The 19,862-nt window shown below is 69.1% G+C and carries 19 protein-coding genes; 12 read left to right on the forward strand and 7 right to left on the reverse strand.

Going from position 1 to position 19,862, the window contains the following annotated elements; translation table 11 throughout:
• Positions 1-116: 116 nt before the first annotated feature.
• Together nei2 and ACNUDN_RS07300 are read right to left on the reverse strand one after the other, a co-directional pair.
• Positions 117-869, reverse strand: coding sequence for an endonuclease VIII Nei2 (nei2, locus tag ACNUDN_RS07295; RefSeq protein WP_419121328.1), 753 nt, complete (start codon positions 867-869; stop codon positions 117-119).
• Positions 869-5,491 (reverse strand): ATP-dependent helicase, encoded by a 4,623-nt coding sequence (locus ACNUDN_RS07300; RefSeq protein WP_419121329.1) that lies wholly within the window; start codon positions 5,489-5,491, stop codon positions 869-871. Before ACNUDN_RS07300 ends, nei2 begins: the two co-directional genes overlap by 1 nt.
• Before the next feature lie 168 nt (positions 5,492-5,659).
• Between ACNUDN_RS07300 and ACNUDN_RS07305 the strand changes: the two genes are divergently transcribed.
• The 4 genes from ACNUDN_RS07305 (at position 5,660) to ACNUDN_RS07320 (ending at position 9,154) form a co-directional block, all read left to right on the forward strand.
• Complete coding sequence (locus tag ACNUDN_RS07305) at positions 5,660-7,789, forward strand: winged helix-turn-helix domain-containing protein (protein ID WP_419121330.1); 2,130 nt, start codon at positions 5,660-5,662, stop codon at positions 7,787-7,789.
• 299 nt (positions 7,790-8,088) lie between these two features.
• Complete coding sequence (locus ACNUDN_RS07310) at positions 8,089-8,451, forward strand: hypothetical protein (protein ID WP_419121331.1); 363 nt, start codon at positions 8,089-8,091, stop codon at positions 8,449-8,451.
• 28 nt (positions 8,452-8,479) lie between these two features.
• Positions 8,480-8,806: a heme-binding protein gene (locus ACNUDN_RS07315; RefSeq protein WP_419121332.1), complete on the forward strand. Its 327-nt coding sequence runs from the start codon at positions 8,480-8,482 to the stop codon at positions 8,804-8,806.
• A gap of 33 nt (positions 8,807-8,839) precedes the next feature.
• Positions 8,840-9,154 carry a heme-binding protein gene (locus ACNUDN_RS07320; protein WP_419125051.1) on the forward strand — a complete coding sequence of 105 codons (315 nt, stop codon included), beginning with the start codon at positions 8,840-8,842 and terminating at the stop codon, positions 9,152-9,154.
• 24 nt (positions 9,155-9,178) lie between these two features.
• Here the strand turns inward: ACNUDN_RS07320 and ACNUDN_RS07325 are convergent, their stop codons facing one another.
• Complete coding sequence (locus ACNUDN_RS07325) at positions 9,179-9,826, reverse strand: TetR/AcrR family transcriptional regulator (protein ID WP_419121333.1); 648 nt, start codon at positions 9,824-9,826, stop codon at positions 9,179-9,181.
• 49 nt (positions 9,827-9,875) lie between these two features.
• Here ACNUDN_RS07325 and ACNUDN_RS07330 point away from each other — a divergent pair, with 49 nt between their 5' ends.
• Positions 9,876-11,252 carry a cytochrome P450 gene (locus tag ACNUDN_RS07330; protein ID WP_419121334.1) on the forward strand — a complete coding sequence of 459 codons (1,377 nt, stop codon included), beginning with the start codon at positions 9,876-9,878 and terminating at the stop codon, positions 11,250-11,252.
• 49 nt (positions 11,253-11,301) lie between these two features.
• The gene (locus tag ACNUDN_RS07335; protein ID WP_419121335.1) at positions 11,302-11,664 is read left to right on the forward strand and encodes a carboxymuconolactone decarboxylase family protein; all 363 of its coding nucleotides are present in this window, start codon (positions 11,302-11,304) and stop codon (positions 11,662-11,664) included.
• 21 nt (positions 11,665-11,685) lie between these two features.
• Here the strand turns inward: ACNUDN_RS07335 and ACNUDN_RS07340 are convergent, their stop codons facing one another.
• Together ACNUDN_RS07340 and amaB are read right to left on the reverse strand one after the other, a co-directional pair.
• A complete protein-coding gene (locus ACNUDN_RS07340; protein WP_419121336.1) occupies positions 11,686-12,495 on the reverse strand; it encodes an SDR family NAD(P)-dependent oxidoreductase in 810 nt (269 codons plus the stop codon).
• An 84-nt stretch (positions 12,496-12,579) separates the two neighbouring features.
• Positions 12,580-14,133, reverse strand: a complete 1,554-nt coding sequence (amaB, locus tag ACNUDN_RS07345) for an L-piperidine-6-carboxylate dehydrogenase (protein ID WP_419121337.1) — start codon at positions 14,131-14,133, stop codon at positions 12,580-12,582.
• A 132-nt stretch (positions 14,134-14,265) separates the two neighbouring features.
• On the opposite strand from amaB, the gene ACNUDN_RS07350 reads away from it, so the two are divergent.
• Both ACNUDN_RS07350 and lat read left to right on the forward strand, forming a co-directional pair.
• Complete coding sequence (locus tag ACNUDN_RS07350; RefSeq protein WP_419121338.1) at positions 14,266-14,745, forward strand: Lrp/AsnC family transcriptional regulator; 480 nt, start codon at positions 14,266-14,268, stop codon at positions 14,743-14,745.
• Between the two features lie 49 nt (positions 14,746-14,794).
• Positions 14,795-16,126, forward strand: a complete 1,332-nt coding sequence (gene lat, locus ACNUDN_RS07355) for an L-lysine 6-transaminase (RefSeq protein ID WP_419121339.1) — start codon at positions 14,795-14,797, stop codon at positions 16,124-16,126.
• Here the strand turns inward: lat and ACNUDN_RS07360 are convergent.
• Entirely contained in the window at positions 16,113-16,712 is a 600-nt protein-coding gene (locus tag ACNUDN_RS07360; RefSeq protein ID WP_419125052.1) for a restriction endonuclease, read from the reverse strand. The two genes, lat and ACNUDN_RS07360, sit on opposite strands and share 14 nt — an antisense overlap.
• 165 nt (positions 16,713-16,877) lie before the next feature.
• Between ACNUDN_RS07360 and ACNUDN_RS07365 the strand changes: the two genes are divergently transcribed.
• The 3 genes from ACNUDN_RS07365 to ACNUDN_RS07375 all read left to right on the forward strand — a co-directional run bounded on the left by ACNUDN_RS07365 (position 16,878) and on the right by ACNUDN_RS07375 (position 18,696).
• Positions 16,878-17,270 carry a hypothetical protein gene (locus tag ACNUDN_RS07365; protein WP_419121340.1) on the forward strand — a complete coding sequence of 131 codons (393 nt, stop codon included), beginning with the start codon at positions 16,878-16,880 and terminating at the stop codon, positions 17,268-17,270.
• Positions 17,271-17,301: 31 nt separating this feature from the next.
• Complete coding sequence (usfY, locus tag ACNUDN_RS07370; RefSeq protein WP_419121341.1) at positions 17,302-17,610, forward strand: protein UsfY; 309 nt, start codon at positions 17,302-17,304, stop codon at positions 17,608-17,610.
• A 201-nt stretch (positions 17,611-17,811) separates the two neighbouring features.
• Positions 17,812-18,696: a type IV toxin-antitoxin system AbiEi family antitoxin gene (locus tag ACNUDN_RS07375; protein WP_419121342.1), complete on the forward strand. Its 885-nt coding sequence runs from the start codon at positions 17,812-17,814 to the stop codon at positions 18,694-18,696.
• 120 nt (positions 18,697-18,816) lie between these two features.
• On the opposite strand, the gene mbp1 is transcribed toward ACNUDN_RS07375, so the two are convergent.
• Positions 18,817-19,053: a microaggregate-binding protein 1 gene (mbp1, locus tag ACNUDN_RS07380; RefSeq protein ID WP_419121343.1), complete on the reverse strand. Its 237-nt coding sequence runs from the start codon at positions 19,051-19,053 to the stop codon at positions 18,817-18,819.
• Positions 19,054-19,411: 358 nt separating this feature from the next.
• On the opposite strand from mbp1, the gene ACNUDN_RS07385 reads away from it, so the two are divergent.
• Positions 19,412-19,846: an ATP-binding protein gene (locus ACNUDN_RS07385; RefSeq protein ID WP_419121344.1), complete on the forward strand. Its 435-nt coding sequence runs from the start codon at positions 19,412-19,414 to the stop codon at positions 19,844-19,846.
• The last annotated feature ends 16 nt before the right edge of the window (positions 19,847-19,862 follow it).

Consider the following 19,862-nt stretch of genomic DNA (forward strand, 5'->3'; position numbering starts at 1 on the left):
TGGGATCGGAGAGGGGCACACCTGCGACCATACGGGCCGAAGCCAAAGACTAAGCGAACACTAAGAGCGTGTCGGGCCGAGTGCATGGCAGGACCTGCCGAAGCCCGCGCCTACTGTCACTTCTGACAGCGGGGACACCAGTAGGTGACCCGGTCGCCGCCCTTGTCGGTCTCGACCCGGGTGCCGCAGCGCCGACAGGGCAGTCCGGCACGACCGTATACCCACACGTCCTGACCCGGTCGGGTGTTGCCGGTGGTGGTGCGGTTGATCCGGGTTCGATTGAGCCACAACATCTGCTGCGCCCGGTTCACCAGCCGTAGCGGGTCACCGACCTCGCCGACGCGGGTGCCGGGGCGCAGTCCGAACACGAACGAGATCTCGTTGGCGTATACGTTGCCGACGCCTGCCATCACCCGCTGATCCAACAGGGCCTCGGCGAGCGGGCGATCCGGTTGGGCCATCAGGTTGTCCGCAGCCCGCTGCGCCGACCAGTCGGGTCCGAGCAGATCGGGCCCGAGGTGGGCGACGGCCGCCATGTCGGTGGCACGGTCGAGGACCTCCAGGACACCGAGATCGATGCCCGACGCGCGGGACTGTGCGGTCTCCAGCACGATCCGGATCTTGTAGGACGGCACCCGGACCCGGCCGATCACCCATGCGCCGTCCATCTTCAGGTGCGAGTGGATGCTGGCCTGCCCGACCCGGATGAACAGGTGCTTGCCGCGGCTGAGCACCTCGTCGACCACCTGTCCGCGCAGATCCACCGCGGCGTAGCGGGGGACGCGGACGTCGCAGCGGGTCAACTCCCGGCCCTCCAACGCCTCACGCAGCTTGAGTGCCGCGCGGAACACGGTGTCTCCCTCGGGCATCAGCGCAGCCGCAGCCCGCGCGGGGTGCGGGAGAACCCGGCGGTCGCCAACGCCTCGGCGACCACGGAGTCACGGCACTCCAGCACCGGGACTCCGTCGATGCGCTCCACCAGCAGCGCCGGAACACGTTGCCGGGTGACCAGTTCCGCGAGCGCCGCTGCTGCGGCATTGCTGACCTCGGCGTCGATGGTGAAGCTCAGCAGCGAACGTCCACCGCGTTCGACGAACCACGCCAGTTCCCCGTCGACGAGCACCACCAGCGCGCCGGCCTTGCGGCCGGGTCGATGCGCGGTGTCACCGTCGCCGCCGCGACCCGGCCACGGCAATGCGGCGCCGTACGGGTTGGCCGGATCGGTCGCGGCCAGCGCGATCGCGCGCCGGGCCTGCTGGGTGTCGTCGATGCTGTCGGCGTGAGCCCGCAACCGGTCGACGGTGCTCGCCGTCGCGAACTGGGCGCCGCCCAGGGATTCGACGAAATAGCCGCGCTGACAACGGCCGGCCTCTTCCATCGTGGTCAGCACCTTGTACATGGCCGCGAACCCACCAGGGATGTTGCCCTTGAAGTTCTCGCCGGCCACCGCGCCCTTGGTCAGTACCCCGTGCCGGGCCAGCAGTTGGTCGGCCTGGTAGTGCGCCCGCACCGTGGTGTCGACCTCGGCGACCGGTAGCGCAGACCAGCGCCCGGCCACCGTCGGGTCGGAGTCGCGGTGCGCACTCAGGCTGGAGGTGCTCAAACTGTAACGGCTCAGCCGCGGTGCGCGGCGGTGCCGATGCGACGGTGCGGCCGATCGGCGCTGTCCCGACCCGCGGGTACCCGCCAGCAGTGCCCGCACCGGGGCGAAGGTGTCACCGCCGACGTATCCCGCCCAGATCAGCTGCCACAAAGCTTCTTTCAGTGAATCAGTGGTGACCCCGTCGATGGCGAGTTGACGGAAGAAATAGGCGCCGCCGCCGGCCAGCGCACCCAGGACGGTGTGATGCACCTCGGTCAGGTCGAGGTCGCCGGGCGGGGCGAGCGAGAGCGGGGCGGTTTCGCCGAGATGGAACGCCACCCAGCCGTCGGCGGCCGACAACGACCCGACGCCGGACCACAGCACCTCGCCGGAGGCGAGCAGTTCGTCGAGCATGCCGGGCTGGTAGTCGCGGACCCGTTGACCGAGGATCAGCGGTTCCACCGCCGACGCCGGCATCGGGACCCCGGCGAGCTGATCGATGACCGCGGCGAGCCCGTCCACACCGGACACGGTCTCGGCGCCGAGCATCTGCCACGCCGGCAGGAACCGGCCGAACGCGGCAGTGCTGACCGGCTCGATCTGTGCCCGTAGCGCCGCCAGCGATCGCCGGCGCAGGATCCGCAGCACCTCCGCGTCGCACCACTGTTCTCCGGAATCGGTGGGCACGTCGGTGAATTCGCCACGGACCAGCTTGCCGTCGACGGCGAGGCGGCCCAGCACATCGGCCGCCACCCGCGGGCCCAGCCCGAAGCGCGCCGCCGCCTCGGCGGTGGTGAACGGGCCCCGGGTGCGGGCATAGCGCGACAACAGTTCGCCGAGTGGGTCGACCACCTGCTCCAGGAACGCCATCGGAACCCCGACCGGCACCGCCACGCCGACTCCGTCGCGCAGCCGTCCGATGTCCTCGACGGCAACCCACCATGACTGCCCGGCGAATGACACCTGCACCACCCGCTTGGCGCTCAGCAGTCCTTCCAGCCAGCCACCGATCTCGCCGGACACACACCGGGTGGCGATCTCCTCGGTGGTCAGTGGCCCGAGCAGGCGCAGCAGGTCGGCCACTCCTTCGGCGTCACGGGCCAGCCGTTCGGGTGTCAGATGCTGTAGCTGACGGGCCGTGGTGGCCACCACGTCGGCGTCGAGAAGCTCCCGCAGCTCCACCCGGCCCAGCAGCTCGGCCAGCAGCGTCGGGTCCAAAGACAGTGCGGCGGCTCGACGTTCGGCCAACGGGCTGTCACCCTCGTACATGAACGCGCCGACATAGCCGAACAGCAGCGACGCGGCGAACGGCGACGGAGTCGGCGTCTCGACTTCGAGCAGACGCACCCGGCGCTGGGCGATCCGCGACATCAGGTCCGTCAGGGTCGGCACGTCGTAGACGTCCTGCAGGCATTCCCGGACCGCTTCGAGCACGATGGGGAAGTCGGGATAACCCTTGGCGACGTCGAGCAGCTGGGCCGCCCGCTGGCGCTGGTGCCACAGCGGCGAACGCTTGCCGGGGTGGCGGCGCGGCAGCAGCAGCGCGCGGGCGGCGCATTCGCGGAAACGGGAAGCGAACAGCGCCGAGGAGCTGACCTCGGTGGTGACCAGCGGTTCGATCTCGTCGGCGTCGAAGACGAAGATGTCGGCGCCGGGGGCGGCGTCGTCGGTGTCGGGCAGCCGCACGATGATGCCGTCGTCGGAGGCCGTGGGCTTCTCGTCGATGCCGTAGCGTTCGTAGAGTCGTTTGCCGACCGCCAGTGCCAGCGGCCCGTGCACCCGCAGCCCGTACGGGGAGTGCAGGATCACCCGCCAGTCGCCGAGTTCGTCGCGGAAGCGTTCCACCAGCAACGTGGTGTCCGACGGCACCGCCCTGGTCGCCTCGCGCTGATCGGAGATCAGCTGCCACAGGTTGTCGGTCGCGAAGGTGTCGAAACCGACTTCGGCGCAACGGGAATCGAAGGCATCGCGATCCAGGCGGGCCAACTCCCCGGTGAACGCGCCGATCGCCGCACCCAGTTCGGCGGGCCGGCCGACACCGTCACCACGCCAGAACGGCAGCCGCGCCGGCTCGCCCGGCGCCGGGACCACCAGCACCCGGTCGTGGGTGATCTCGGTGATCCGCCAGCTCGTCGCTCCCAGCGAGATGACGTCGCCGGGACGGGACTCGTAGACCATCTCCTCGTCGAGTTCGCCGACCCGGGATGGCTTTTCGGAATCGGCGTTGGTGGCCAGGAACACCGTGAACAGGCCACGGTCGGGGATGGCCCCACCGGAGGTGACGGCCAGCCGCTGTGCCCCGGGCCTGGAGGTCAGGGTGCCGGCGTCGCGGTCGTAGACGATGCGCGGCCGCAGTTCGGCGAAGTCGGTCGACGGGTACTTGCCGGCCAGCAGGTCCAGCGTCGCCTCGAACGCGCTGCGCGGCAACGTGGCAAACGGGGCGCTGCGTCGCACGGTGTCGAACCATGCCTCGGCGTTGACCGGTTCCAGCGCGCACGCCGCCACCGTGTGCTGGGCCAGCACATCGAGAGGATTGGCGGGCACCCGCATGGTCTCGATCTGGCCGGCCAGCATCCGCTGCACGCTGACCGCGCACCCGATCAGGTCGGTGCGGTGCTTGGGCAGCAGCACGCCCTGGCTGATCTCGCCGACCTGATGGCCGGCGCGGCCGATGCGTTGCAGCCCGCTGGCCACCGACGGCGGGGTTTCCACCTGGATCACCAGGTCGACCGAACCCATGTCGATGCCGAGTTCCAGGCTCGAGGTCGCGACGACCGCTTTGAGGCGTCCGCTCTTGAGCGCGTCTTCGACGTCGGCGCGGGCCTCCTTGCTGACCGAGCCGTGATGGGCGCGGGCCAGTAGTGGCTCCGCCCCGAAGGTCTGCCCGCTGCCCATCAGGTGTGCCGGTGCGCCGCCGGCCACTCCGGGGTTGTGGGAACCGAGTTCGACACCCAGGCGTTCGGCGTGAATCTCGTTGAGGCGTGCGGTCAATCGCTCGGCCAGGCGGCGCGAGTTGGCGAACACGATCGACGAGTTGTGGGCTTCGATCAGGTCGACGATGCGCTGCTCCACGTCGGGCCAGATCGAATTGTCCTCCAGGTTCGCCATATCGGGCACCGGAACCTGCACGGTCAGGTCGAAGGTCTTGGCCGCCGGCGGCGCCACGATCGTCGTCGGGGCCGCGCCGGACAGGAATCGGGCCACCTCCTCGGCGGGGCGCACGGTGGCCGACAGCCCGATGCGTTGGGCGGGTCTGTCCAGCATCGCGTCCAGGCGTTCCAACGACAGGGCCAGGTGCGCACCCCGCTTGGTGCCGGCGACGGCGTGCACCTCGTCGACGATCACCGTCTGCACCTCGGCCAGGGTGTCGCGGGCCGCCGAGGTCAGCATCAGGAACAGCGACTCCGGGGTGGTGATGAGGATGTCGGGCGGCCTGGTGATCAGCTCACGGCGTTTGCTCGGGGTGGTGTCCCCGGAGCGCACCCCGACGCTGATCGCCGGCGGCTGCTGGCCGGTGCGCTCGGCGATGCGGGAGATGCCGGTCAGCGGGGTGCGCAGGTTGCGTTCGACGTCGACGGCCAGCGCCTTGAGCGGGGACACGTAGAGCACCCAGGTGCCCTTGCCGGGAGTTGTGCCCCGGGCGGTCCTGCCGCCACCGGCGGCCCTGGCGGCGGCCTTGTCCGACTGACCCGGGGTGGCCCGCGGCTCGCGGGCCAGGCCGTCGATAGCCCACAGGAACGCCGCCAGCGTCTTACCCGATCCGGTGGGGGCGATGACCAGGGTGTTCTCTCCGGCCGCGATCGCCGTCCAGGCCTGGGCCTGCGCCGGGGTGGGCTCGACGAACGTACCCGCGAACCACTCACGCGTCAGGGGGCTGAAGCGCGACAGCGGATCGGTGGTCACGGGCACGTGTCCATGGTGCCCTCGGGCACCGACAAGCCTTCGCGCGGCCGCCGCGAACGTGGTCAAAACCGCATGTCAGCCCCGTTCCCGACTTAGGATCTTGATGTGGTGGCGGGGGACTGGCGGCCGCGTATTCCGGCCGCGACCATAGGTCGGCCGCGGACAGCCGACCGCGTGGTTCGCCGTCCGGAGTTGCTGCGACGGCTCACGGTGGCCGGCGGCGGCGATCTCGTGGTGATGGCCGCACCCGCCGGCTACGGCAAGACGACGGCGGCGGCCCTCTGGGATGACGCCGACGCACGTCCGTTTGCCTGGGTGCGGCTCGACCATCTCGACCACGACCCCGCACACCTGCTGCTGCACATCGCCACGGCGGTGGTCGCGGGCGCCGATCCCCGCAGCGACGTGCTGCGCTACCTGGGTGGGCCGGGGCGTGCCGTGCTGACTCATCTGTTGCCGGCCGTGGTGCAGATACTGGAGGACCGCGGTCCCTTGGTGATTGTGCTCGACGACGTCCACAAGCTGTCCACCCCGGAGTCGGTGCGCACCCTGCAGATGCTGCTCGACGCCGCACCGGCGACGACGACTCCGGCGCTGGTCGGCAGATACCTGCTCCCGCTCGAACTTGCGCGGCGCCGACTGCAGCGCTCGGTGGTGGAAATCGGTCTGGAGGACCTGAAGTTCTCCGCCGACGAGGCAGCCGCAGCCCTCGACTCGATGGGTGGCCCGCGCGACGAAGCGACGGTCGGGGCCGTCATCGACCTGTGTGAGGGCTGGCCGGCCGGGATCATCCTCACCGCCATGGCGCTGCGGGACGGTACCGCGCTCACCGCGCTCACCTCACGCAGCAACCTCGTCGTCGACTACGTGGTCGAGGAGGTCGTCAATCGCCTCGACCGCGCCGCCGCAACATTTCTGCTGGAATCCTCGGTGCTGGATCGCTTCAACGCCGAGCAACTCGACACGGTGCTGGGCCGCCAGGATTCGGCACGCATGCTGGACATGCTCTCGGGATCCGAGAATCCGTTCCTGATCGCCCTTGATCACCACCGGATCTGGTTCCGCTACCACCATCTGTTCGGTGACGTCCTGCAGGCTCGGCTCCGGACATCGGCACCGGACCGGTTTCGCGAGCTGGCCGCCCGCGCCGCGGATCTACTGGAACGCGAAGGTGATATCGACGCCGCGCTACGGCACGCCCTCGATGCGGGGGATCGGGCCCGCGCGGCGGCGCTGGTGTGCCGCGACGCGGTTCGGCTGGGCTTCGACGGACGCGCGGGTGTGCTCGCCCGGCGGCTGGCCCTGCTCGATACGCGGACGTTCGCCGAATATCCGGACGCCGCCGTCGCACGCGCGTGGCTGGGCGTCACCGTCGCCGACGCCGAACTGATCCAGCGTTCGGTGATGCTGGCACTGCGCAGCGATCACGGTGGACCTCTGTCCGACGGCACGCCTTCGGTGGAAGTGGCTGTGGCACTGATCAGTTCGCTTGTCGGAGTGGGTGGGGTGAACGACGTGGTGCGCCAGGCCCAGATCGTCCGGGCGGCCGGCAACCATCTGGTGAACCCGTGGTGGGGTGCGGCCACCGTTATGGAGGGTGCCGCCGAGTCCATGCGGGGGCACGCGGCGCGCGCCCGGGTCCTGCTGGAGTCGGCGCTGCCGGTGATCGAAGACCTGCCCGGCTTTCATGCGGCGGCGCTGGCACATCTGGCGGTGCTGGACCTGTCGGCCGGCGACGATGACGGCGCGGTGGAACGCAGCGACGCCGCCCGGACATTGGTGGACAAGTATGACCTGTGCGACGTGGTCCCGATGATCGTCGTCTACGCCACCAGCGCGGTGATGGCGGCGCGCGTCGGTGACCAGGCGGCAGCCCGCCAGTCGGTGCGGATCACCGAGACTCTGCTCGATCGGCTGGGCCAGTTGTCAGCGCGCACAGCCCTTCTCGGTCACGGATTGCTGGCCTGGACGGCAGCGGTCATCCAGGACGCGCCGCTGCTGACCCGGCATCTGGCGGCCGCCGAGCGTGGGTGCCTGCGGGAGCCCGATGCAGTGGCGTTGGTGCAGCGGGTTGCGCGTGTCAAGGCGATGGCCGCCGGGGGCAGCCGCCCGTTGACGGCCGCGGAGCTGCGGCTGCTGCCCTACCTGACGAGTCATCGGTCCTTGCAGCAGATCGCCGAGGAGTTGGTCATCGGCCGGGAGACGGCCAAGAGCCAGGCCACGGCGATCTACCGCAAGCTCGGGGTGTCCTCGCGCGGCGAAGCGGTCGCCGAGGCGATAAGGGTCGGCCTGATCTCCGACTAGCTTCGGCTGCAGGGCATCGAGGCGGCCGGTCCACATCCACGGGTTGGCGTGCCAGGACGCGCAGACTCGCGGGTGCGGGAAGGCCTGGGGTCATGCCGCGCGTCCAGCTGCTAGGGACAGCCGATTCGGCGTGACCCCAGGCACTTTGCACACTACGTGCGCGACGCCGGCGGCCGGTTTGTTTTTCGCCGTTTTCACCCGTTGTGGGGGATGCCGGTGTTTCGTGCCGGTTCTTACCCTGGCGACAGGTGCGCGGGCCGTTGGGCTGCGCACGGGCCGACGCAGTTGGGGAGTGTGCGATGCGCCTGGAGTCATTGCTTGTCGCGTTGGTCGTGACGGTCTCGACCGTGCTCGCGTCGGCGCCTCCGGCCGCGGCGGATTGCACCAGCGCCGGCGGCACCACGATCTGTTCGCAGGGCGATGTCCGGGGCACCAACACCGGGGATGGTCCCAGTGGTTCGTCGGGGCCGTACGTCCCCTACCCGTGTGACCTCAACTGGTATGACTGTGACGAGTGGTGGAACGTCGACTTCGATATCGACGTCGATCCCGGTCCGCCCGGTATCGGCGCCCCTGGGCGTCCCGACTTCGGCAATCCAGGACGGCCGGGCGGTGGCCGGCCCGGTGGTGGCGGTGGTTTCGGCGGCGGCCGCGGACGTTGACACACACGGAATGATCGAGGAGAACTTCATGGCGCTGCATCCCCTGGCCCCGATGTCCGCGGTCCTCGCGTGCGCGGCGGTGTTCTGCGCAGCCCCCGCGGCCGCCCAACCGCCGCCGCCGAACTGTTCGTCGGCGGACCTGACCGGGGTGATGACCGGGGTGATGGCGGCCACCACCGCCTACTTGTACACCCACCCGCCGGTCAACGAATTCTTCTCCACCCTCAAGGGGCGTCCGCAGGAAGAGCGGCGGGCGGCGCTGGAGGACTTCATGACCGCCAATCCGCAGGTGCGGGCGGAACTGCAGGGAATCCGGCAACCGATGACCGATTTTCGCAACCGCTGCGGTGGCTGAACGGCTTACCATCGCTGGGTGCGATACCTCTTCATGCGGCGGCTGACCGCCGCGACCGTCGGCGCGGCCGGCGTGATGGCTGCCGTCGGCACCGCCGCAGCCCAGCCGCCGAACTGCACGGCCGCCGACCTCGCCGGTGTGGTGACCGGCGTCAGCGCGGCCACCTCGGCCTACCTGTTCACCCATCCGCCGGTCAACGAGTTCTACACCTCGCTCAAGGAGCTGAACCCGGATCAGAAGAAAGCCGCGGTCACCGCCTTCATGGACGCCAACCCGCAGGCGGCCGCGGAGCTGCGGGGCATTCGGCAACCCCTGATCGACTTCCGGAACCGCTGCCGACAGCCCTGAGTCCGGCCGGTCGGACGTCGGTCGTCAGCGCTGGTCAGGGGCGACGGCCTCGGCCAGGACGGCCGGGATGCCGGGGACCCGTCCCAGCGCGTCCATCAGGTTGTGCGCGCACAGGTCTGCGATGAAGTCGGCGTCCAGCGAGGAGTCCATCAGCCGCTGACGGCACATCTCGAAGGTGAACGCGAGCCAGCCGTACAGCGTCGCGCGCAGGTCGCGCTCGACCTTGGCGTCGATCTCCCCGGCCGCCTCGGCGATACGGCCGAGGATCCGGTTGGCCTGCCGGTCGTTGTCGATGTCCTCGATGCCACGCAGCACCGGATCCGAGCGGCCCATGCCCATGTAGGCCGCCCACGCACCGTGCGGGTGCTCCTCGTCGTAGCGCAGATAGGCCAGCACGCCGGCGCGGACCTGCCCGAACAGTGTCTGGCCGGGCAGGGCAGGGGTGTTGGTCGCATCGAACAGTCGCTGCCCCTCGGCGTGCACCACCGCGGCGAAGAATGCTCGCTTGTCCGGGAAGTAGTGATACATCAGCGCCCGGGAGACACCGGCGCGCTCGGCGATCTCGTCGATGCGGACCTCGTCGTAGGGCCGTTGACCGAACACCTCGGCGCCTAGCGCCAACAGTTCGTTGCGACGATCTTCGGGCGAGAGCCTGCGCCGTGCTTCAGCCATGGACCGATTCTACTTGACACATGTGCAATAACGGCGGAGGGTTGAACATATGACCATCCTCGGCGACCGGCAGGGGTTTGCGAAGCTGCCACACCCACCACGGAGAATTCCGATCCTGGGCGACGTGCTCGGCGTCGACGTCGATACGCTGACCCAACCGGGATCCGGGCTCACCGAGCTCGGCCCGGTGATCGAATTCCGTTACCTCGGAGCGCAATACGTGGTCGCCGTAGGCGCGGACGCGGTCGCCGAACTCAACGACGAGAGCCGGTTCTGCAAGCATGTCGGACCCGATATCGAGGCGCTGCGGATGCTGGGCGGCGACGGTCTGTTCACCGCCTACAACGACGAACCCAACTGGCAGAAGGCCCACGATGTGCTGATGCCGGCGTTCAGTCGGCAGGCGATGCAGCGGTACCACTCGATCATGTTCGACGTCGCCGACGAGTTGGTCGCGCGCTGGGACCAACGGGCCGGTACCGGGCAGGCCATCGACGTCTCCGCCGACACCACCCGCGTGACGCTGGAGACGATCGGACGGTGCGCGGCGGGATATCCGTTCGGCTGCTTCGAATCCGAAGACGTGCATCCGTTCGTCGAGCACATGGTGGCCGGGCTCACCGGGTCCGACCGGATCGGGGTGCTCCGCCAGACGTTTCTGCCGCGCTTCGTGGCCCGCCGCGCCGAACGACAGGTCCGCGTCCACGCCGCGAAGATGCACGCACTGGCCGACGAGATCATCGCCGAGCGGGTCCGGGGCGGTCTGGGTCGTCACGACGATCTGCTCGAGCTGATGCTGACATCCGATCTGGACCGGGCCAACATCCGCTATCAGCTGATCAACTTCTTGGTCGCTGGACATGAAACCACCTCGGGTGCACTGTCTTTCGCGCTGTACTTCCTGTCCCGACACCCGGAGGTGGCCGAGCGGGCCCGCGCCGAGGTCGCCGAGGTGTGGGGTGCCGACGAGCGCCCGGATTTCGAGCGGATCGCCAAGCTGCGCTATGTGCGCCGGGTGTTCGACGAGGCGTTGCGGCTGCAACCCACCGTGCCCGGGTACTACCGGGCCGCCCGCCAGGACACCGTGCTGGCCGGCGTGCATCCGATGCGCAAGGGGGACTGGGTGCTGGCGTTGACGATGGCGTTGCACCGCGACCCGCGCTGGGGCGGCGATCCCGAGGCGTTCGACCCGGACCGGTTCTCGCCGGAGCAGGTCAAGGCGCGCCCGGCCGGGCTGTACAAACCGTTCGGTACCGGGCCCCGGTCGTGCATCGGCCGGCAGTTCGCGCTGCACGAGGCGATCCTGCTGCTCGCCGTGCTGCTGCGCAGATATGACCTCATCGCCGACCCCGACTACCGGTTGCAGGTCCACCAGCGACTGACGTTGATGCCCAGCGGCTTCCAGCTCACCCTGGCCCGCCGCTGAGTACTTTCGGCCCTGTTCGGCAGCAGCGCGGGGCGGAAACACTGGGGCCATGGACGGTGAACAGCATTACCACGACGTACTGGCCCGGCTCAGGCCCGAACATCGCGCCTTGCGGCAGCTGATTCCCGGTGTCTATCAAGGGTTCAACGCGATGAGCGAGGCCGCCCTCGCCGACGGCGCGCTGAGCCGCAAGGTCAAGGAGCTGATGGCCCTGACGATCGGCATCGTGCACGGCTGCGACGGCTGTATCGCCTCACACGCCAAGGGGGCGGCCCATGCCGGCGCCTCCGAGCAAGAGGCTGCCGAGGCGATCGCGGTGGCCATCATGATGCAGGGCGGGCCGGCCACGATCTATGGCGCGCGGGCGTTCTCGGCGTTCACCGAGTTCGCCGGCAAGACGGCCGCCACCTGACGGGGCCCGGGCGGGGGTGCCTCAGAGTGCGCGCAGGGTGCGCTGATACCGGCGCATCCCGCTGATCCAGCGATCGTAGTCACCACCCTTGTGCCGGTACATCTCCAGCAACTCGGGATGCGGTAGCACCAGGAACCGATCCTCGCGCATCGCCTCGATGGTCGCCGCGGCCACGTCTGCGGCGGTGATCACACCGGCCGAGTGGTCGATCGACGACGCCCCCAGCCGTGCGTCCGGATCGTCGGTGCTGCGGACCGCCTGCAGTAGCGGGGTGTCTACGCCGAGCGGGCACACGCAGCTGACCCCGATGCCGTCGTCGCCGTAGGTGATGGCCAACCACTCCGCGAACCCGACCGCGGCGTGCTTGCTCACCGCGTAGCCCGCCGCGCCCAGCTGGGTGAGCAGCCCAGCGGCCGAGGCGACCGACACGAAGTACCCCGAACCCCTCGACTGCCAGTGTGGCACCACCAGCCGGGCGGCGCGGATATGCGAACGCAGATTGACGTTCAGGACCGCATCCCAGTCGGATTCGGTTGCCAATCCGGTCTTTCCGATGATGCCGGCGTTGGCGACGTAGATGTCGACCGGGGTGAACTCGCGACCGGCCAGGGTGATCAGCGCCTCGATGTCGGTGCTGTCGGCGGCGTCGGCGCGCAGCGCGGCCGCGGCACCGCCGGCATCCCGGATCGCCGTCGCGGTGGCGTGTGCGGCGGCCTCGTCGAGATCACCGACGACCACGCTGACACCCTGGGATGCCAGTTGGGTGGCCAGTGCCTGCCCGATTCCGGACGCTCCTCCGGTGATGATGGCGGTCTTGTGTGAGAGATCCATGCCCCGAGTCTGCCGCGAGCGTGCGCGAAGTAGGCCGCAATGACGGCGTGTCGGCCGCAGACTCGCACGTTCGCGCCAGGGGGGTCAGCCGAAGTGGACGCCCTGGGCCAGCGGCAGCTCGGTGGAGTAGTTGACGGTGTTGGTCGCCCGCCGCATATAGGCCTTCCACGAATCCGAACCGGACTCGCGGCCACCGCCGGTCTCCTTCTCGCCGCCGAACGCCCCGCCGATCTCCGCGCCCGAGGTGCCGATGTTGACGTTGGCGATTCCGCAGTCCGACCCGTCTGCGGCCAGGAACCGCTCCGCCTCCCGCATGTCCAGGGTGAAGATCGACGACGATAAACCCTGCGGCACAGCGTTGTTCAGCGCAATCGCCTCGTCGAGTGTCTCGTAGGTCAGCACATAGAGGATCGGTGCGAACGTCTCGGTGTGCACGACGGCGCTCTGCGCGGGCATCCGCACCACCGCGGGCGTCACGTAGAAAGCACCCTCCTCGACCTCGGAACCGACGTCGACGCGGTCACCGCCGATCACCTCACCGCCCTCGGCGCGGGCCTGCTGCAGCGCGCCGACCATGTCCCGGTAGGAGGCGGTGTGGATGAGCGGCCCGATCAGGGTCCCGTCGGCGAACGGATCACCGACCGGCAGCTGCTGGTATGCCGCGACGATGCGCGACACCAGCTCGTCGGCCACCGAGGAGTGCACGATCAGCCGACGCAGCGTGGTGCAGCGCTGACCGGCCGTGCCTGCCGCGGAGAACACGATGCCGCGCACCGCCAGATCCAGGTCGGCCGCCGGGGTCACGATCGCGGCGTTGTTGCCGCCCAGCTCCAGCAGTGCGCGACCGAAACGCTGCGCGACCCGCGGACCGACCTCGCGGCCCATCCGCACCGAACCGGTCGCCGACACCAGCGCCACCCGCGCATCGTCGACCAGCTTTTCGCCGACCTCGCGCTCGCCGAGCACCAGCCGCCCCACCTCCGCCGGCGCGCCGACGTCGGCACATGCGCGTTCCAGCAGCGCCTGGCAGGCGATCGCGGTCAGCGGTGTGAGCTCGGAGGGCTTCCACACCACGGTATCGCCGCACACCAGAGCCACCGCGGTGTTCCACGCCCACACCGCGACCGGGAAGTTGAACGCGGTGATGACGCCGACCACGCCGAGCGGATGCCAGGTCTCCATCAACCGGTGCCCGGGACGTTCGGAGGCGATGGTCTTGCCGTAGAGCTGCCGGGACAGACCGACGGCGAACTCGCAGATGTCGATCATCTCCTGCACTTCGCCCAGCGCCTCGGAGGTGATCTTGCCGGCCTCGATGGTCACCAGGGACGCCAGCGCGGCCTTGTGCTCGACGAGCAGTTGGCCCAGCCGGGCCACCAGCGCGCCGCGCACCGGCGCCGGCGTCGTCCGCCACGTCGAAAACGCCTGCGCGGCAGCGGTGATCGCGGAATCGGTGTCCGCCGGCGTCGAGGCGGGCACGGTGAACAGCACGTCTCCGGTGATCGGGGTGCTGGCCGGCAGGCCCTCGGCACCGGCCGGTGCCAGTTCGACGGAGGCGCCGACGGCGGTCAACGCGTCGCGAACCCGGGTGCGGAGGGCCTCGGCGGTGGGCAGGGCGGGGGTCACTGCGGTGGTCATGAGCACGCGGCTTTCTCGTAGAGGTCGTACAGGTCGTGGATATGAAGGCCGATCCGGCCGGCCATCCGTGCGTGTAGTCGGTGAACTCGCCGGTCGGGCAACGGAACCGGTGTGCTCGGATACAGTGCGGCCATGACCGAACCCGCAGACCCTGCGCCGCAGGCACCGCTCGACGAGATCGATCGCGTGCTGGCCCGGGAGTTGGTCGCCGACGGGCGGGCCACGCTGGCCCACTTGGCCGCGACGGCCGGGCTGTCGGTGTCGGCGGTGCAGTCGAGGGTCCGGCGGCTGGAGGCGCGCGGTGTGGTGCGGGGGTACGCGGCGCGCATCGACCCGGAGGCCGTCGGCAGCAAGCTGTCGGCGTTCGTGGCCATCACTCCTCTCGATCCCTCTCAACCCGATGATGCCCCCGCGCGGCTGGAACACATCCCCGAAATCGAGGCGTGTTACTCCGTGGCCGGCGAGGACAACTATCTGCTGCTGGTCCACGTCGAATCGGCGCGGGCCCTGGAGGGCCTGCTGCAGAAGATTCGCACCGCCGCCGACGTGAAGACACGCAGCACGATCATCTTACAGAAATTTTACAGCGACAGACGCTACATACCGGACTAATTGCGTTCAGCAGTCGCTCAGGCGTAAAACTTCCGATAAGATCGGCGGCATGACTGCTGTTCTTCCGGAAGCGCGCCCCGCGGCCCTGGCGCCCGCCGACGTGCGTGAGGTGCTGGCCCGCAGCATCCTCGCCGACGGTCTGGACCTGGTGCTCGACATCGGCCGGTCGCACGGCTCCTACCTGGTGGACGCCCGCACCGGCCGCGAATACCTCGACATGTTCACCTTCTTCGCGTCCTCGGCGCTGGGGATGAACCATCCCGGCCTGGCCGGCGACGAGGCATTCCGCGCCGAACTGGCCGCCGCCGCGGTGAACAAGCCGAGCAACTCCGATGTCTACAGCGTGCCGATGGCGCGGTTCGTCGACACCTTCGCCCGCGTGCTGGGCGACCCTCGGCTACCTCATCTGTTCTTCGTCGACGGTGGCGCGCTGGCCGTCGAGAACGCGTTGAAGGTGGCGTTCGACTGGAAGAGCAGGCGTAACGAGGCCGAGGGGCGCGATCCGGCGCTGGGCACCAAGGTGTTGCACCTGACCGGCGCGTTCCACGGTCGCAGCGGCTACACGATGTCGCTGACCAACACCGACCCCAACAAGGTGGCGCGGTTCCCGAAGTTCGACTGGCCCCGCATCGACGCCCCCTACCTGCGGCCCGGCGCCGATATGGACGCGCTGGAAGCCGAATCGCTGCGACAGGCCCGCGCAGCGTTCCAGGCCCATCCGCATGACATCGCGTGTTTCATCGCCGAACCGATCCAGGGGGAGGGCGGCGACCGCCACTTCCGTCCGCAGTTCTTCGCGGCGATGCGACAGTTGTGCGACGAGTTCGACGCGCTGCTGATCTTCGACGAGGTGCAGACCGGTTGCGGTATCACCGGAACCGCTTGGGCGTACCAGCAATTGGGTGTGCAGCCCGATGTCGTCGCATTCGGCAAAAAGACACAGGTGTGCGGTGTGATGGCCGGTGGCCGGGTCGATCAGATCGCCGAGAACGTATTCACCGTCAGCTCGCGGATCAACTCCACCTGGGGCGGCAACCTGGTCGACATGGTGCGCTCGCGGCGGATCCTGGAGGTCATCGAGGTCGACGACCTGTTCGCGCGCGCCGCCGAGCGCGGACGCTACCTGCGCGAGCGGCTCGACGAGCTGGCTATCGAGTTCCCCGGATTGGTGCGTGACGTGCGGGGTCGCGGGCTGATGTGCGCGTTCAGCATGCCCAGCGCGGCGCACCGCGACGCGCTGGTTGCCGGCCTATGGAGCGGTGGGGTCATCATGCTGGGCTGTGGCGGAGACAGTGTGCGGTTCCGCCCGGCGCTGACGGTGTCGACGGCCGAGGTCGACGCGGCGATCGACGCGGTGCGGGTGGCGCTCACGTCGATGTGAGCCGGCGGATGGTGGAGCGCAGCCGCGGTAGGTCCGTGCCGCCGACCAGCACGCAGCCGTGCCTCTCGGCGAGTGTGCGTGCCGCGGGCGTGAACTCGTGATTGGTGACCACCATCGTCTGGGTGCAGTCCTGCATCGGCGCCCCGGCCACCACCTCCTGGACGGCGCCGGCGCCCACCGGACGTGACTGCCGCTTGCATTGGACGGCCAGCCGGTGGGGCCGGGAGCCGATGATGAGGTCGACGCCCCAGTCGCCGGACAGCGGCGTCATGATCACCGGTACTCCGCAGCTGCGGGCGATACGGGCGATGTGGTCTTCGAACTCGGTGCCCGACATCTCGGTGTCGACGGCACGCTCATGCGCGCCCGGGGTGGCGGCTCCCATCACGAGGGCGTGCAGAAAGCGAGGCGCCGCGACGGCGGCGACCGGAACCAGCAATGCCGTCAGCACGCTCCACCTCCAGTCGGCGCCGGCCAGGGAGGTGGTGGCGCCCGCCGCGACACCGAGAACCGCGTACAGCTTCCAGCGGAGTCCGGTCGTGACCGGGCGCCGTCGGGGACTGGTTGCCGCCGGCCGCCGTCGCAGTCTGGTCACGCCGGCTGCCGTCGGGGACTGGTTGGAGCCGGCCGCGGTCGGTGCCTCGTCACGCCGGAATAGTAGGCAACAGCGCCGACACTTCGGGTTTATCAGGCCTGATGGCCGGGAACTCCCCGCCCATCATCGGCCTGTTGACCTCGGAGAAACGACACCATGACCGATCTGTCCCGCCACACCCGCGAGGTGCGACGTGGTGCCGACTACGCCAGACCAGGTGTGGCCGAACCTGGCGTGCGGGACGCGCTGCGGGTCGGCTTCGGGTTCGCCGCCGCCGGCGCGACGTTTCTGTTCGTGGCCGTGGTGTGGATCGGGACGTGCACCGGATCGTTGGCCCAGGCGGCGGGGTGCGGGGCGCCGCAGCGGGCGATGCTCGCGCTCGGCGCACCGGCGATTCTGCTGGCCGGCGGAGTCTGGTCACTGGTCTGCAGCTACCGGGTGCGTCATGAGCCGAGCGCGTGGCTGGCCTGGCAGGTCGCCGGTTGGTCCCTGCTGGCCCTGATGGTGCTCAGCGCCATTTTGAGTCTTCCTTCGCTGCCCGCTTGGTAGCACACTGGAGGGCAGGTCAAAGGAGTTACCGATGAAGGGTCCCAAAGATCCCGTCGACCACGTGCGGACCACGCGACCTCACGCCGGTGAGTCGATGAAGGACAACAAGATCATGCCGGGGCTCGTGGTGATCGGTCTCTCGCTCGTCAGCTTCGTCGCGGCCCTCGCGGCGTTCGCCACCACCAATCACGATGTCGGCGTCATGCTTGGCGCCTTCGCCTTGGCGGGATTCGTGGTCGGTGGCGGCTGGCTGATGGTCGAGCATCACCGCGTCCGCCGGCTCGAAGAGCTCTGGTACGCCCAGCATCCGGGCATGCCACGGCAGCGCCCCAACAGCTGAGCGTCCGGGCGTAGGGCTTCAGCGCCGGCAACCGTCGGCGCCAGACGTCGGCGGCTGCGGGTTGCGGCCCCGGGCGGTGTCGGCTGCGGATTAACTCCCGAGATTGTGGTGAGGGTCGTTGCGCCGAGTTATCCACAGCCCTGACCGCAATCTGGGCGGTTAAGGACCGTTCCTGTCGGCGGCGGCGTCGACTATCGCCACATGCACCGAGTGTTCGTAGGCAGCGACGCCATCGCGTCCGGAGCGCTGACGCGATCGGCGCTGCGGTGGAACTACCGCCGACTCTTCCCGGATGTGTACGCGCCGGCGAATTCACCATTAACTTTGCGGGACAACACTATTGGTGCATGGCTGTGGTCCGGCCGGGGCGCTGTCATCGCCGGCGCCGCCGCGGCGGCCCTGCACGGTGCGAAATGGGTTACCCCCGATACGCCGATCGAGCTGATCGGGCGGGGCGGCCGTCCACCGCCGGGCATCGTCGTCCGCAACGAACGGATCGACGGCGACGAGGTCGTGCAGATGGCCGGCATACTGGTCACCACCCCCGAGCGCACCGCCCTGGATCTGGCCCGGCACCGGCCCAGGAACCCGGCGGTGGCACACCTCGACGCTCTCGCCCATGCCACTGATGTCAAGGCCGTCGACGTGCTGGCCCTGGCCCAGCGCTACCCGGGAGCGCGACATATCCGTAGGGCCGTCGAAGCGCTGAGCCTGATGGATGGTGGAGCCCAGTCGCCGCGGGAATCCTGGCTGCGCTTGACGTTGATCGACCACTGGCTGGATCCGGTTCGCACACAGATCAGGGTGGGTGAGGGTCGCGAGGTCGCCTACCTCGACATGGGCTATGACGAACCCATGGTCGGCCTCGACTACGAGGGCGCTCATCACCATGCGAGCCGCGACACCTACGTCTACGACATCGGCCGCGCCGAGCGGTTGGAGCGACGCGGCTGGATCCACATCAAGGTCGTCAAGGAGCATTCGCCGTCGTTCGTGCTGGCCCGTGTCGCTGCGGCGTTCGCCGCACGAGGTTATGCACCGAGATTGCGTCCACGGCCGTGCACGCGGCGCCGCCGACGGCCGTGAGCGCAATCTCGCGAGGTAAGCCGACCGAGCCGACCCAAGCCGACCGAGGCCGACCGAGCCGACCGAGAAAACGCTACGAGCCCAACCGGTTTCCCGGCTGGGCTCGTAGCGTAGAGCGTCCTACTGGTTGGATTCCTGACGCTTCTCAGCGGCCTTGGCGCCACCGCGGGCGGCTTCGGCTTCGGCTTCCTTCTCGGCGGCTTCGCGCTGGGCGTCGGCCTTGTCCTGCTGGGCCTTGCCTTCGCGGACCATGTCGTCGCGACCGGCGACGGTGCCGACGGCTTCCTTGGCCTTGCCCTTCACGTCCTCGACGACGCCCTTGATGCCCTCTTCGGGACCACTGTTCTGGTCAGACATGTCTGCCTTCCGTTGGTGGGTGGAGTTGGGGCTGCAAGACCCCGACTTTGAGTCACCTGCAGGCTTCCCGGGGTCTGGGGTGGTTAAACGGGTGACACCCGTCTCACGAACCCGCTCAGCATCGGGGTTTGGCGCGGGCAGCGGGTGGGGTATTGGACTCGCACCATGAAGACGACCCCATCGTTCGCGCCATCGCTTCCGCAGCGCGTTCTCGAGGATCCGGCGCAACGATTCGGTGTTTCGGTCCACAGCCCACGGTCCCCGGACGCCGTTCGGCCGCCCGCAGACGCCCGGTGCGTCCGTGGATAGCGGCAGTTCCGCCTGGGGTAGTGTCGCCTGGAAGTTGTTGGGAGGTCAGATGGCCGACGTTGCGAGCCACAAGAACGGTCAGCGCCGCGGCGCGCAGTCGGTAGAACTGCGCGTTGACGCCACGCTGGAGAATTTGGCGGTGCTGCGCACCCTCGTGGCCGCGATCGGCACCTTCGAGGATCTCGATTTCGACGCCGTCGCCGATCTTCGGCTGGCCGTCGACGAGGCCTGTACCCGGCTGATCCGGTCGGCGGTGCCCGACTCCACGCTCCTGGTGGTGGTGGACCCGAAGCCCGACGCATTGGTGGTGCACGCCTCGACGACGTGCGACAGCACCGACATTCTGGCGCCCGGGAGCTTCAGTTGGCATGTGCTGAGTTCGTTGACCGACGAGGTGACGACGTTCTCTGACGGACAAGCTTCCGGCGACGGCGAGGTATTCGGCATCTCCATGACGACGAGACGAGCGAGTTCGTTGCAGTGACCCGGTCCTCGTCCCA

The organism is Mycobacterium sp. smrl_JER01 (assembly GCF_048513595.2).
Taxonomy (GTDB): Bacteria; Actinomycetota; Actinomycetes; order Mycobacteriales; family Mycobacteriaceae; genus Mycobacterium.

Bases quoted from the DNA above. Each gene is read 5' to 3' on its own strand.
- nei2 (WP_419121328.1), bottom strand. From the start codon at position 869: ATGCCCGAGGGAGACACCGTGTTCCGCGCGGCACTCAAGCTGCGTGAG.
- ACNUDN_RS07310 (WP_419121331.1), top strand. From the start codon at position 8,089: ATGCGCCTGGAGTCATTGCTTGTCGCGTTGGTCGTGACGGTCTCGACC.
- ACNUDN_RS07315 (WP_419121332.1), top strand. From the start codon at position 8,480: ATGGCGCTGCATCCCCTGGCCCCGATGTCCGCGGTCCTCGCGTGCGCG.
- ACNUDN_RS07320 (WP_419125051.1), top strand. From the start codon at position 8,840: ATGCGGCGGCTGACCGCCGCGACCGTCGGCGCGGCCGGCGTGATGGCT.
- ACNUDN_RS07325 (WP_419121333.1), bottom strand. From the start codon at position 9,826: ATGGCTGAAGCACGGCGCAGGCTCTCGCCCGAAGATCGTCGCAACGAA.
- ACNUDN_RS07330 (WP_419121334.1), top strand. From the start codon at position 9,876: ATGACCATCCTCGGCGACCGGCAGGGGTTTGCGAAGCTGCCACACCCA.
- ACNUDN_RS07335 (WP_419121335.1), top strand. From the start codon at position 11,302: ATGGACGGTGAACAGCATTACCACGACGTACTGGCCCGGCTCAGGCCC.
- ACNUDN_RS07340 (WP_419121336.1), bottom strand. From the start codon at position 12,495: ATGGATCTCTCACACAAGACCGCCATCATCACCGGAGGAGCGTCCGGA.
- amaB (WP_419121337.1), bottom strand. From the start codon at position 14,133: ATGACCACCGCAGTGACCCCCGCCCTGCCCACCGCCGAGGCCCTCCGC.
- ACNUDN_RS07350 (WP_419121338.1), top strand. From the start codon at position 14,266: ATGACCGAACCCGCAGACCCTGCGCCGCAGGCACCGCTCGACGAGATC.
- lat (WP_419121339.1), top strand. From the start codon at position 14,795: ATGACTGCTGTTCTTCCGGAAGCGCGCCCCGCGGCCCTGGCGCCCGCC.
- ACNUDN_RS07365 (WP_419121340.1), top strand. From the start codon at position 16,878: ATGACCGATCTGTCCCGCCACACCCGCGAGGTGCGACGTGGTGCCGAC.
- usfY (WP_419121341.1), top strand. From the start codon at position 17,302: ATGAAGGGTCCCAAAGATCCCGTCGACCACGTGCGGACCACGCGACCT.
- ACNUDN_RS07375 (WP_419121342.1), top strand. From the start codon at position 17,812: ATGCACCGAGTGTTCGTAGGCAGCGACGCCATCGCGTCCGGAGCGCTG.
- mbp1 (WP_419121343.1), bottom strand. From the start codon at position 19,053: ATGTCTGACCAGAACAGTGGTCCCGAAGAGGGCATCAAGGGCGTCGTC.
- ACNUDN_RS07385 (WP_419121344.1), top strand. From the start codon at position 19,412: ATGGCCGACGTTGCGAGCCACAAGAACGGTCAGCGCCGCGGCGCGCAG.